This is a genomic window from Dietzia sp. CQ4 (assembly GCF_014145125.1).
Lineage (GTDB): Bacteria > Actinomycetota > Actinomycetes > Mycobacteriales > Mycobacteriaceae > Dietzia > Dietzia natronolimnaea.
Genome location: NZ_JAALDZ010000268.1, coordinates 1 through 12,866 on the forward strand (window position 1 = coordinate 1; position 12,866 = coordinate 12,866).

The 12,866-nt window shown below is 71.2% G+C and carries 10 protein-coding genes and 1 pseudogene; 6 read left to right on the forward strand and 5 right to left on the reverse strand.

Annotated features, from left to right (window positions below):
* Positions 1–260 precede the first annotated feature (260 nt).
* Together G6031_RS14415 and G6031_RS14420 are read left to right on the forward strand one after the other, a co-directional pair.
* The gene (locus G6031_RS14415; protein ID WP_179524690.1) at positions 261–842 is read left to right on the forward strand and encodes a sigma-70 family RNA polymerase sigma factor; all 582 of its coding nucleotides are present in this window, start codon (positions 261–263) and stop codon (positions 840–842) included.
* Positions 839–1,855 (forward strand): anti-sigma-D factor RsdA, encoded by a 1,017-nt coding sequence (locus G6031_RS14420; RefSeq protein ID WP_241737359.1) that lies wholly within the window; start codon positions 839–841, stop codon positions 1,853–1,855. Before G6031_RS14415 ends, G6031_RS14420 begins: the two co-directional genes overlap by 4 nt.
* 80 nt (positions 1,856–1,935) lie before the next feature.
* Here the strand turns inward: G6031_RS14420 and G6031_RS14425 are convergent, their stop codons facing one another.
* A complete protein-coding gene (locus G6031_RS14425) occupies positions 1,936–2,334 on the reverse strand; it encodes a DUF5319 domain-containing protein (protein ID WP_179526160.1) in 399 nt (132 codons plus the stop codon).
* Positions 2,335–2,469: 135 nt separating this feature from the next.
* Here G6031_RS14425 and guaB point away from each other — a divergent pair, with 135 nt between their 5' ends.
* The 3 genes from guaB (at position 2,470) to G6031_RS14440 (ending at position 7,027) form a co-directional block, all read left to right on the forward strand.
* Positions 2,470–4,005: an IMP dehydrogenase gene (guaB, locus tag G6031_RS14430; RefSeq protein WP_182609355.1), complete on the forward strand. Its 1,536-nt coding sequence runs from the start codon at positions 2,470–2,472 to the stop codon at positions 4,003–4,005.
* Between the two features lie 6 nt (positions 4,006–4,011).
* Positions 4,012–5,151, forward strand: coding sequence for a GuaB3 family IMP dehydrogenase-related protein (locus G6031_RS14435; RefSeq protein ID WP_182653615.1), 1,140 nt, complete (start codon positions 4,012–4,014; stop codon positions 5,149–5,151).
* An 88-nt stretch (positions 5,152–5,239) separates the two neighbouring features.
* Complete coding sequence (locus G6031_RS14440; RefSeq protein ID WP_182617170.1) at positions 5,240–7,027, forward strand: GMC family oxidoreductase; 1,788 nt, start codon at positions 5,240–5,242, stop codon at positions 7,025–7,027.
* Here the strand turns inward: G6031_RS14440 and G6031_RS14445 are convergent.
* Together G6031_RS14445 and G6031_RS14450 are read right to left on the reverse strand one after the other, a co-directional pair.
* Positions 6,999–8,408 carry a wax ester/triacylglycerol synthase family O-acyltransferase gene (locus tag G6031_RS14445; protein WP_241737360.1) on the reverse strand — a complete coding sequence of 470 codons (1,410 nt, stop codon included), beginning with the start codon at positions 8,406–8,408 and terminating at the stop codon, positions 6,999–7,001. The two genes, G6031_RS14440 and G6031_RS14445, sit on opposite strands and share 29 nt — an antisense overlap.
* 12 nt (positions 8,409–8,420) lie before the next feature.
* Positions 8,421–9,953: a wax ester/triacylglycerol synthase family O-acyltransferase gene (locus tag G6031_RS14450; protein WP_182653617.1), complete on the reverse strand. Its 1,533-nt coding sequence runs from the start codon at positions 9,951–9,953 to the stop codon at positions 8,421–8,423.
* A gap of 156 nt (positions 9,954–10,109) precedes the next feature.
* Here G6031_RS14450 and guaA point away from each other — a divergent pair, with 156 nt between their 5' ends.
* The gene (gene guaA / locus G6031_RS14455) at positions 10,110–11,705 is read left to right on the forward strand and encodes a glutamine-hydrolyzing GMP synthase (protein ID WP_182653619.1); all 1,596 of its coding nucleotides are present in this window, start codon (positions 10,110–10,112) and stop codon (positions 11,703–11,705) included.
* Between the two features lie 121 nt (positions 11,706–11,826).
* On the opposite strand, the gene G6031_RS14460 is transcribed toward guaA, so the two are convergent.
* Both G6031_RS14460 and G6031_RS14465 read right to left on the reverse strand, forming a co-directional pair.
* Positions 11,827–12,282: a hypothetical protein gene (locus G6031_RS14460; RefSeq protein WP_182653618.1), complete on the reverse strand. Its 456-nt coding sequence runs from the start codon at positions 12,280–12,282 to the stop codon at positions 11,827–11,829.
* Positions 12,279–12,866 (reverse strand): annotated as a pseudogene (locus G6031_RS14465) (hypothetical protein); the annotation flags it as partial. The pseudogene G6031_RS14465 and the gene G6031_RS14460, both read right to left, overlap by 4 nt.

A 12,866-nucleotide genomic window follows, 5' to 3' on the forward strand; every position in this document is an offset into this window, starting at 1 on the left:
ACCGGGCCCCGGTCCCGCCCCCGCGGGACCGGGGCCCGCTCGTCGTCCGGCGACCGGTGATGTCGTCTCACCCCGCTCCGAGCGGCTACGCTGGGCCCTCACCGGATGACCTCCGGCACAGGGGTCGCAGAAGTATCCTGTGCCCACGCCCCGCCGGCCGCGACGGTCCGGACGTGAGACCGCGACGGTCCGGCGCCGCACCCCGACAGAAAGGCCGTGCCCCGTAGCACACCCGTGTAACGAGAGGCCCCCCTAAATCGATGACAGGTACAGCAGACGAGTTGGAACTCGCCGTCGCCGCCGCGGTCAAAGGAGACCGTTCTGCGGCCACGCGGGTACTCGAACTCGTCCGTCCCGGGGTGGTGCGGTATTGCCGCTCCCGCGTCGGGGGTGCGGAGAGGGTCAACCTTTCTGCTGACGATGTCGCACAGGAGGTGCTGATCGCGGTGCTCTCGGCGTTGCCCGGGTACCGGGATCAGGGACGTCCCTTCATGGCCTTCGTGTACGGGATCGCCGCACACAAGGTCGCGGACGCGCACCGGGGCGCCGCACGGAACAAGTCGGATCCCGTCGAGTACCTCCCGGAGGTGCTCTCCACGGAGACGGGACCGGAGGATCACATCCTCGACGGCGAGGTGGCCAGGGCGATGAGTCGTCTACTGGGAACCCTGCCCGAGAAGCAGAGGGAGATCATCCGACTGCGGGTGGTCGTGGGACTCTCCGCGGAGGAGACCGCGGAGATAGTGGACAGCACGGCCGGAGCCGTGCGGGTGGCCCAACACCGGGCCATGAAGCAGCTCCGGACCAGGATCGAGCAGGACGGAGAGGAGCGATGGCGATGAACGACGACGATGTCGACCCCGGCACCCGGGACGACGCCGCCTCCCTCGACGCGCACGGTCCGGATCCGGAGGCGGTGGAGCGTGACGACGAGCTCCTGCGCGCCCTCGGGGCGGGCGACCGTCCCGCCGGCTCCGACGCCCTGGCCGCGCTGCTCGCCGACTGGCGCGACGAGGTCGACGCCGCGCCCCTGCCCGATCTGCCGGGGCAGGAGGAGATCGAGGCCGCGCTCGCGCCGAACGTCTCCCGCCTGTGGCCCCGCCGTGGCTGGGCCAAGTCGCATGAACACCACCACGGGCAGCGCCCCGCGTTGTGGCAGGCGGTGACCGGGGCCGCGGCCGTGGCGGCCGTGATCGTCGGCGGTCTGTCCGTCGCCGCGCACAGCGCCATGCCCGGGGACCCGCTGTGGGGCGTCTCCAAGACGATCTTCGCCGACCGTGCCGGGGAGGTGGAACTGGTCAGCGACCTGAGCGAGCACCTCGCCGCCGCGGATCTGGCGGCCCGCGAGGGCGACCGTGAGAGGGCCGAGCGTCTCCTCGACGAGGTGTCCGGCCGGCTGGACGAGGTCTCGGACGCCAGCGAGCGCGTCGAGTTGATGAAGCGCCGCGACGCGATCAGGCGCGATCTCAGCAGGGTCACGCCCAGTTCGGTCCCGTCCCCCGCACCTGCTCCCGCGCCCGCCCCCGCCCCGGCCCCCGGTCCGGGTCAGGGCCCCGCGACGCTCGTTCCCGGGGTGCCCGTGCCGCTTCCGTCCAACCTGATCCCGCCGCCGCCCCCCGGTATGCCGGTCATCCCGCTGCCGCTGGACGGGCTGCGGATCTCGACGACACTGCAGATCCCGATCGACACCCAGCGGATCCAGGACTTCCTGGCGCCCACCACGGGTCGGCCGCAACCGGGCGAGGTCGACGGGACGGGCCCGGCGCCGTCACCGACACGGACCACCGTGACCCAGGTCCCGACGTCGGGGCCTGCGGCCACCAGCGCTCCGGCGACCACCCAGCCCACCAACTGACCCCCTCCCCGGTGGGGCGGAACGGGGAGGGGTAGCGAACCCCGGTGGTCGCGGACCGCTCTTGGCCGCGATCGGGCGGGTCAGCGACGCCAGTAGAGACGACGCGGGCGCATCGTGCGCACCGCGTCGGCGTATCCACGGCAGTAGTCCCACGAGACGTAGTCGTCCGGGATGGGGTCGAACGCGGGCTCGTGGGGCAGGAGCGAGCCGTCCTCCAGGAGTTGCATGAGGTTGGCGCGGAGCATGTCCCACTCGTGATAGTGCTCCTCCGCGCAGTCCTCGCACTGCACGGCCACCCCCTTGACGCCGGTGGGGGCCAGGAGTTCGCGGAACTCCGCGAGATCGGCGAGGTCCTCCTCGATCGCACGGCGTTCCTCCGCGTCGAGCGGCCCGGAGGGGATGCCGTCGTCCACGGGGTCGAGCCCGGCCAGTTCCGAGGTCGGATCGTCCGGATCGCCGGCGAACGGGTCGGGCGGCATTCCGTGCCGTAGGGGATCGTTCACGCTCCCACCGTACCCGTGGGCACCACCTGGCGGGGCCGACGGTTCGAGCCCGGGACCCCGGACGCACTATCCTCGGACTCCAGACCCAGACGACCCCCAGGAGGACGGCAGATGAGCGAGTCGCGAGGCCCCGTGCGCACCGGCGGCGACGATCCCACCAAGGTCGCCATGGTGGGCCTGACCTTCGACGACGTGCTGCTGCTCCCGGCCGCCTCCGAGGTGGTCCCCAGTGAGGTCGACACGAGCACCCGGCTCACCCGGGACATCACGTTGCGGGTGCCGCTCGTGTCGTCCGCGATGGACACCGTCACCGAGGCCCGGATGGCCATCTCCATGGCCCGCCAGGGCGGGATCGGGGTGCTGCACCGCAACCTCTCCGTGGCCGACCAGGCGGCCCAGGTGGACACGGTCAAGCGGTCGGAGGCGGGCATGGTCACCGATCCGGTCACCTGTGCTCCCGCCAACACCCTCGCCGAGGTCGACGAGATGTGCGCCCGCTACCGGATCTCCGGCCTGCCGGTGACCGACGAGCGGGGCGAACTCGTGGGCATCATCACCAACCGGGACATGCGTTTCGAGGTGGACAAGTCGCGTCGGGTCGACGAGGTCATGACCCGCGCACCGCTGGTCGTCGCGCGGGAGGGTGTCACGGCGGAGGCCGCCCTCGGACTCCTGCGACGCCACAAGATCGAGAAGCTGCCGATCGTGGACGGCGACGGTCGCCTCACCGGGCTCATCACGGTCAAGGACTTCGTCAAGACCGAGAAGCACCCGGACGCCACCAAGGACTCCGACGGTCGACTGCGCGTGGCCGCGGCGATCGGGACCGGCGAGGACGCCTGGCAGCGCGCCGGGACCCTCACCGACGCCGGTGTGGACGTCCTCGTCGTCGACACCGCCCACGCCCACAACCGCAACGCACTCGAGATGGTCGCCCGCGTCAAGCGTGAGCTCGGCGACCGCGTCCAGGTGATCGGCGGCAACCTCGCCACCCGCGGCGCGGCCCAGGCCATGATCGATGCGGGCGCGGACGCGATCAAGGTCGGCATCGGTCCCGGCTCCATCTGCACCACCCGCGTCGTCGCGGGGGTGGGGGCCCCGCAGATCACCGCGATCCTCGAGGCCTCCGTGGCGGCCCACGCCGCGGGCGTCCCCGTGATCGCCGACGGCGGGATGCAGTACTCGGGGGACGTGGCCAAGGCGATCGCGGCCGGGGCGTCGGCGTGCATGTTCGGTTCGCTGCTCGCGGGCTGCACGGAGTCGCCCGGGGAGCTGATCTTCGTGGACGGCAAGCAGTACAAGGTCTACCGGGGGATGGGGTCGGTCGGCGCGATGCGCGGCCGGGGCAAGCCGGGGCAGGAGAAGTCGTTCTCCAAGGACCGCTACTTCCAGGACGACGTGCTGTCCGAGGAGAAGCTCGTCCCCGAGGGTATCGAGGGACGGGTGCCGTACCGCGGCGACGTCGCGCAGGTCCTGCACCAGCTCACCGGTGGACTGCGCGCGGGGATGGGGTACACGGGATCGGCCACGATCCCGGACATGAACCGCGCCCAGTTCGTCCAGATCACGGCGGCGGGGCTCAAGGAGAGCCACCCCCACGCGATCCAGATGACCGTCGAGGCCCCCAACTACAACGTCAAGGACTGAGGGCGCGTGCGCAACGTCGTGGAGATCGGAATGGGCCGTGAGGCCCGACGGATGTACGGGCTCGGCGAGGTGGACATCGTCCCCTCCCGACGCACCCGCAGCTCCAAGGAGGTGTCGACGGCCTGGCAGATCGACGCCTATCAGATGGACCTTCCCGTGATGACCCACCCGACCGACGCGGTGGTCTCACCCGAGTCGGCGGTGGAGTTCTCGAGGCTCGGTGGCCTGGCCGTCCTCAACGGAGAGGGCCTGTGGGCGCGCCACCAGGATCCGGAGGCCGCGGTCGCCGAGCTGCGCGAGCTCGCTCTCGAGGACGTGACCGGCCACCGGGCCGTGGCGCGTCTCCAGGAGCTGCACCGCGCCCCGATCGACCGCGAGCTGCTCGCGGCGGCGGTCCGGCGGATCCGGGACGAGGGCGGCACGGTCGCGGTCCGGGTGTCCCCCCAGCACGCGCGCGACCTCACGCCCGGTCTCGTCGCGGCCGGGATCGACCTGCTCGTCGTCCAGGGCACCATCATCTCCGCCGAACACGTGAGCGGCGAGGACGAGCCGCTGAACCTCAAGGACTTCATCCACGAGCTCGACGTGCCGGTGATCGCCGGCGGCGTGGTGGACTACAAGACCGCCCTGCATCTCATGCGCACGGGTGCGGCCGGTGTGATCGTGGGTTACGGCGGCGTCGAGGGGGTCACCACCACGGGTTCCGTGCTCGGGATGGAGGTCCACATGGCCACCGCGATCGCCGACGCGGCGGCCGCGCGACGCGACTACCTGGACGAGACGGGGGGCCGGTACGTGCACGTACTGGCCGACGGCGACATCTACACCTCGGGTGACATCGCCCGTGCGGTGGCGTGTGGCGCCGACGCCGTGGTGTTGGGTCCGTTGCTGGCCGGGTCGTTGGAGTCCCCGGGGCGGGGTGTGTACTGGGACGCCGTGTCCGCCCATCCCAAGGTCCCCCGTGGACACGTGGCGGAGATCGATGACGAGACGGCCCTGGCGCCCCTGGCAGAGGTCCTGGAGGGGCCGACGAGCGTCCCGGACGGAACCCGGAACCTCATGGGTGGCCTCCGTCGCGCGATGGCCAAGTGCGGGTACTCGGACGTCAAGGGATTCCAGAAGGTGGACCTGTCCGTCCGCCCCTGACGCGGTGGACAAAACGGGAGCTACTGTCGGGTAGGTTCTTGGTGCTCGGGTACTGTGACCTACACCTCGACCACCAGGGAGCCCCACCATGACGACATCGACGCCGTCGCCCTCGACCACCGCCTCCACCGGGAGTCCCGACACGGACGTCCTCGTCGTCGGGTCCGGATTCGGCGGAAGCGTCACCGCTCTGCGCCTGTCGGAGAAGGGGTACCGCGTCACGGTCGTCGAGGCCGGCCGACGGTTCGAGGACTCGGACTTCCCCAAGACCTCGTGGCGGCTCAACCGGTACGTCTGGGCGCCCAAGCTGAAGTTGTTCGGTCTCCAGCGCGTGCATCTGCTGCGCGATGTGATGGTCATGGCGGGGGCGGGCGTCGGCGGTGGCTCACTCAATTACGCCAACACCCTCTACAAGCCCAACTCCCCGTTCTTCAGGGACCGGCAGTGGGGCCACATCACCGACTGGGAGGACGAGCTCACCCCGTTCTACGATCAGGGGCGCCGGATGCTCGGTGTGGTCACCAACCCCACCCATACCCATTCCGACGACGTCATGAAGGCCGTCGCACGGGACATGGGCGCCGAGGACACCTTCGTCTACACGCCGGTCGGGGTGTTCTTCGGGGAGAAGACCGGGGGAGAGGGCAAGCCCGGCGAGACCGTCCGCGACCCGTACTTCGGGGGTGTGGGGCCGGATCGGACCGCCTGTATCGAGTGCGGCGAGTGCATGACCGGCTGCCGGCACGGGGCCAAGAACACCCTGCTCAAGAACTACCTCGGCCTGGCCGAGCGGGCCGGGGCCCGGGTTCTCGACCGCACGACCGTCAGTGGCGTGCACGAGCGTGCCGACGGCACGTGGGAGGTGACGCTCGAGCGCACCGGCGCCTGGACCAGATGGGGTAAGCGCACCACCACGGTGACCGCCTCGCACGTCGTGATGGCGGCCGGAACCTGGGGCACCCAGCATCTGTTGCACTACGCCAAGGACGACGGCTCGCTGCCCCGGCTCTCGCCGGCGCTCGGGAAGCTCACCCGCACCAACTCCGAATCGATCCTCGGGGCGATGCGCCCCAATTACCTGCCGGAACAGGATTTCTCAGAGGGCGTGGCGATCACGTCGTCGTTCCATCCCCGGCCGGACACCCACATCGAGCCCGTCCGCTACGGCAAGGGTTCCAACGCCATCGCGATCCTGCAGACCCTTCTCACGGACGGGGACGGGCCGCTCCCGCGGTGGCGCACCCTGGTGAACGAGATCCGGCGCAAGCCGAGCATGTTCCTGCAGCTGTTCTACCTGCGGCGGTGGAGCCAGCGGTCGGTGATCACCCTGGTCATGCAGAACCTCGACAACTCTCTGGAGACCTCGGTCAAGCGTCGCGGGCCGTTCCGGTACGTCACCAGCAAGCAGGGCCACGGCGAGCCCAACCCGACCTGGATCCCCGCGGGCAACGAGGCCACCCGGCGGATCGCCGAGAACATCGGCGGACTGGCCGGCGGGACGTGGGGCGAGATCGCCAACATGCCGATGACCGCGCACTTCCTCGGCGGATGTGCGATCTCCGATTCGCCGGACAGTGGCGTCGTGGACCCCTACCACCGGGTGTGGAACTACCCGACGATGCACATCGTGGACGGGTCCGCGATCTCCGCGAACCTCGGGGTGAACCCCGCACTGAGCATCACCGCGCAGGCCGAGCGGGCCATGTCGCTGTGGCCCAACAAGGGCGAGGCCGACCCCCGGCCCGCACAGGGCGAGCCCTACGAGCGCGTGACCCCGGTGGCGCCCGTGTCGCCGATCGTCCCGGAGGCGGCGCCCGGCGCGCTGCATCTGCCGATCGTCGGTGTCTCTAGCGGGGGTGCTCCCGCTCGCGCGTGAGCTCGAGCAGTTCCTCGAGCCCGGCCCCGATCCCACGGGCGATCACGTCCGGGTCGGGCACGAGGTGCTCGCACGAGATCACTCCCAGGTCGAGGTGGCCGTCGATCGACACGCTGGTCACCGACAACCCCGCACCGTGGAGCAGCGGGCCGAAGGGGTGCATGTGGGTGATCCGTGCGCCGAGGAAGTAGAGCGGCTTCCGGGGCCCGGGCACGTTGGAGATGATCAGGTTGTAGATCACCGGGTGGACGTCGGCGAGTCTGAGCGCCTCGTACACCCGCATGCCCATGTCGAGGAGGCCGCGGGGGCTCATCCGGCCCCAGTTGTCCAGCAGGGCCGGTCGGATACTCCCGGCCTGCTCCTTGGCGGTCGCCGACGCGTCGACTATCCGGTGGAACCGCTCGACGGGATCGGGCACATCCGTCGCGAGGGACGCGAACATCGCCGAGACCTGGTTCGCGCCGCCGGTCGTCAGATCCGCGCGGGTGGACATGGGGACGATCGCGACCATCGACGCGTCCGGGGCGTCGCCGTGCTCCTCGAGGTAGGACCGGACCGCGCCGCCGACCACGGTGAGCAGGACGTCGTTGACCGTGCCGCCCAGGCGCGTGGTGACCTCCTTGACGGCCCGCAGGTCGAGCGTCACCGTGGCCACCGCGCGGTGCGGGGTCAGAGAGCGGTTGAACAGGGTCCGCGGCGCGGTGAACGGGGCGGGCATGGACCGTCCGCCGTCCTCCCGGCCCCGGGCCCGCTTCATCGCCCCCGGTACGGAGAGCGTCTCGGGCAGGAGGCGGAGGAGCGCCAGGGGTCGGCCGATCAGATCCCGCGCGCCCCCGGCGATGAGTTGGACGGTGTTGGCGCGGCCGACGTGGGTCCGGACCAGTTCGGGATCCTGGATGGGCGTGGAGGCGTCCGTGGCCGCGAGGGTGGCGAGCAGTTCGGCACCCAGCATGCCGTCGATGAGCGCGTGGTGGACCCGGCAGAACGCGGTGACGGTGGGGGCGGCCGGGTCGCCGCGCTCGATGATCCACACCTGCCACAGCGGGTGGCAGCGGTCCAGTGGTGTCGAGGCGAGTCGCCCGCACGTGGACAGTAGCTCGTCCTCGCCGCCCTCCGGATCGAGCCGGATCCGGTGGACGTGACGGGTGATGTCGAAGTCGAAGTCCTCCACCCACGCCGGGTGCCCCAGGTTCAGACGGGAGTCGTGGATCCTGCGCCGGAACGGCGGGATGGCCTTGACCCGCCGGGCGAGCCCGGACCGGAGGCGCTCGAAGGAGTACCCCTCGTCGATGGTGGAGACGTCGAGGTGCACCACCCCGTTGATCACCATCATCTGCTCGTCGGTCTCGAGGTACAGGAAGCTGGCGTCGAGGCCGCTCATCCGTTCCACGGGTCACCCCTCCTCGGTCGTCGTGGACCCCGGCGGGGTCGAGTCCGTGGCCCCGGCGTCCCCCGCCCCGGCCGCCGTCTCCCGGGTCAGTTCGAGCAGGCGGTCCATCGATTCCCGCAGCCCGGTGGCGATGAGTCCGGGGTCGGGCACGAGGTGCTCGCACGCGTTGATCCCCACGTCGAGCTGATCGCCGAGGGACATCGCCGTCACGGACAGCCCGGAACCGTGCATCAGCGGGCCCAGCGGGTACATGTGGGTGACCCGCGCGCCGAGGAAGTCCGGTGTCTTTCGGGGGCCGGGGAAGTTGGAGACGCTGAGGTTGTGCACCACCGGGTGCAGGTCGGCGAGGTGGAGGTCCCCGTACAGGCGCATCACCAGCGACAGGGCGCCGGACGGCGCCAGCGTGGCCACGTCCTGGATGAGGCCCGGGCGCATCCCACCCCGGGCCCGCCTCTTGCCCCGCCGCGTCCGCCGGGCCACCGCCCGCAGCCGCTCGAGCGGGTCCTGGATGTCGGTCCCCAGCGACGCGAACAGCACGGTCACCCGGTTGTTGCCCTGGGTCCCCTCGTCCCCGCGCGTCGACACGGGCACGACCGCCACCAGTGGCTTCTCGGGGAGGTCGTCGTGGAATCGCAGGTACCGACGCAGTCCGCCGCCCACCACGGTCAGGAACACGTCGTTGACCGTCACCCCGAAGGCGTTCTTGACCTCCTTCATCTCCGTCAGGTCGAGCGAGGTGCCCCGGACCGCCCGGTGCGGGGTGATCGTCGCGTTGAACCGGGTCCTCGGGGCGGTGAACGGCGCGGCGCCGGGGATCGGGGTGGTCTGCGCCGCGTCACCACCGTCCTCCACCGCCTCCGCCGAGTTCCCGCCGGACCTTCTCGTGGCCGTGGCACTGCGCAGTCTCCACGGCAGCATCGCGGCCTCCGGGACGAGCCGGGCGAGGGTGAGTGGTCGGCGCACGGAGAAGTCCCACAGGCCGCCTGCGACCAGTCCGATCGGATTGGCCCCACCGGCGTGGACCCGCACCGGGTCGAGATCACGGGCCGACGGGGTGGTCCCGGCCCCGCCGAGCTTCCGCAGGACCGCCGCGGCGCTGGTCCCGTCGAGCAGCGCGTGGTGGGCGCGGAAGAACACGGCCACCGTGTCCGGGGTCGCCAGGCCCTCGAGGACCCACATCTCCCACAGCGGCCTCGACCGGTCGAGCGGGCGACTGCTGAGGCGGCCGCACATCTCGAACACGGCGTCGTCGTCACCGGGCGGCTCCACGTCGACGCGTCGGACGTGCCGCGTCACGTCGAGGTCGTACTCCTCGACCCATGCCGGATGCCCGAGGTTCAACACGGAGTCGTAGATCTTGCGGCGGAACTCGGGAATCTCCTTGACCCGACGGGCGAGTTCCGTCCGGAGTCGCTCGAAGCTGTACGCGGACCCCTGGTCGGAGACGTCCACCACGAGGATCCCGCCCACGACGAGCATCTGCTGCGCCGTCTCCAGGTACAGCAGGCTCGCGTCGAAGCCGGTCATCCTCTCCATCGGTGCCCTCCCGGTCGATGGTCACGGCCGAGGACGACCCCGGTCGTGATGTGATCCATTGTGAACACCCCGGGGGCGGAAGTGGCCGAGTTCGGCGGAGTGGCCACGGGGCCTAGACTCTGGTCCGTGGCCGAGAACGCACAGACCGACTCCCAGATCACCGCCGGATCCACAGGAGCCCCCGCCCCGCCCCGGCCGGTGCTCGTCGTGGACTTCGGCGCCCAGTACGCGCAGCTCATCGCGCGACGGGTGCGCGAGGCGCGGATCTACTCCGAGGTGATCCCGCACACCGCGACGGTGGAGGAGATCAGGGACAAGGACCCGGTGGCGCTGATCCTGTCCGGGGGGCCGGCCAGCGTCTACGCCGACGGTGCCCCCGCGCTCGACCCGGCCGTGCTCGAACTCGGGTTGCCGGTCTTCGGCATCTGTTACGGCTTCCAGTCCATGGCGGGTGCGTTGGGGGGCGAGGTCGCGCACACCGGTAACCGCGAGTACGGGCGCACCGAGGTGGGCGTGTCCGGCGGGGTGCTGCACGCGGGACTGCCCGCGACCCACCCGGTGTGGATGAGTCACGGCGACGCGGTCACGTCGGCGCCCGAGGGGTTCACGGTGACCGCCTCGTCCGCCGGTGCCCCGGTCGCGGCGTTCGAGTGTGTCGATCGACGGATGGCCGGCGTCCAGTACCACCCCGAGGTGCTGCACTCGCCCCACGGGCAGCAGGTGCTCACCCGGTTCCTCACCGAGATCGCGGGCCTGGAGCCCACGTGGACCGCGTCCAACATCGCGGAGCAGCTCGTGGAGGCCGTCCGCGAGCAGATCGGCGAGGGTCGCGCGATCTGCGGTCTGTCCGGCGGCGTCGACTCCGCCGTGGCGGCCGCGCTGGTCCAGCGGGCGATCGGAAACCGGCTGACCTGCGTGTTCGTCGACCACGGGCTGCTGCGCGCGGGCGAGCGGGAGCAGGTGGAGAACGACTTCGTGGCCGCCACCGGAGCCCGCCTCATCACGCTCGACGACTCGGAGATCTACCTCGGACACCTCGCCGGGGTCAGCGACCCCGAGACCAAGCGCAAGATCATCGGTCGCGAGTTCATCCGGTCGTTCGAGCGGGCCGTGACCCAGGCCCTCGAACTCGAGGATTCCGGCGACAGCGCGGACTCGTCGGTGGACTTCCTCGTCCAGGGGACCCTCTACCCGGACGTCGTCGAGTCCGGCGGCGGCGCGGGGACGGCCAACATCAAGAGTCACCACAACGTGGGCGGCCTGCCGGACGACATCGAGTTCTCCCTCGTCGAGCCGCTTCGCCTGCTCTTCAAGGACGAGGTCCGCGCCGTGGGCCGGGAACTCGGGCTGCCGGAGGCGATCGTCGGCCGGCACCCCTTCCCCGGGCCGGGCCTGGCCATCAGGATCGTCGGCGCGGTCGATCAGGATCGGCTCGACACCCTGCGCGCGGCGGACGCGATCGCGCGCGAGGAGATGACCGCCGCCGGGCTCGACGCCTCGGTGTGGCAGTGCCCGGTCGTGCTGCTGGCCGACGTGCGCTCGGTGGGGGTCCAGGGCGACGGCCGCACCTACGGCCACCCGATCGTGCTGCGCCCCGTGAGCTCCGAGGACGCCATGACTGCGGACTGGACGCGCGTGCCGTACGAGACGCTCGCCCTGATCTCGAACCGCATCACCAACGAGGTCCCGGACGTCAACCGGGTCGTGCTGGACGTGACCAGCAAGCCGCCGGGCACCATCGAGTGGGAGTGAGTCGGCCGCGGCTCTGACAGATCCGCCCCCGTCGATGAACTCCCGCCGTCGCCGGAGCGCACGCGGGAGTTCATCGACGGGGGCGGATCCGGGCCGACGTGGGCGGCTCCGGACGCCGGGGTCAGCGTCGGATGACCATCGCCAGACCGACCAGGACCAGCAGGACCAGTGACGCGGTGATCACCACGGTCGTCGTGATCACCGGCGCGCCCAGGATCGCCCACACGGCGACCCCCAGCGAGAGCAGTCCGGCCACCGCGAGCACCGGCGATCCTGAACGCTCGCGCCGCGCCACGGCGTCCGTCGCGGGCTCGGGCTCGTAGGCGACCCCGTACCCGGGGGAGGCGCCGTACCCGCTGGGGGCGCCGTACCCGCTGGAGGCCCCGTACGCGGGGGCGACGCGGTACCCGAACCCCTGCGGGTCGGTGAAACCGGTGCCGTAGGGGAGTGGGTCGTGGAGCGGCTGGTCGGGGCGGGTGGTGGTGTCGGAGTGCAGGTCGTGGCTGGTCATCTCGGTGCTCCCGGTGGGTTGCGGTTCGGTGGGATCGGTCTGGTCGTCGTCCGGCCGGGCGCTCACGGCGTCACCACGATGCTGCCGACGCCCGTGTACACGCTGAGGGTCAGGACGGGGCCGGAGGCATCGCCGGACAGGCCGGTCGGGCAGTCCGTGCTCCCGATGTCGGTGGTGCAGTTCGTGTCCACCGCGACCCCGTCGGGAAGCAGCACCTGCACCTCACCGACGTTGTTGGCGATGCTGTAGCTGCGGTCGCGGTCCAACTCCAGTTCGCGCATGTCCACGGTGATGCTGCCGACCTGGTGGTTGATCGGGGCGTCCAACTGGGCGGGGTCGGTGATCTCGATCAGCTGCTCGCCGGTGCCCTCCCAGCCGCCCTCGGGCACCTGGACCAGGGAGGCGAGCAGGACGAACCCGGCGAGCGGGCCGGCGACGACCAGCAGTCCGTGTCCACGGCGGGTGACGGCGCCGATGAGCAGGCCACCGGCCACCACGGCGAGCGCGATCGCGGCGATCCTCGTGGCGTCGAGCCAGACCACCCCGCCCAGGGTGGCCGTTCCCGCGGCCACCGCCACCGCGATGAGGGCCAGGCCGAGAGTGACCTTGGTCAGCCGGGACCGGGGACGGGACGGCTGCGGGGCGGGCGG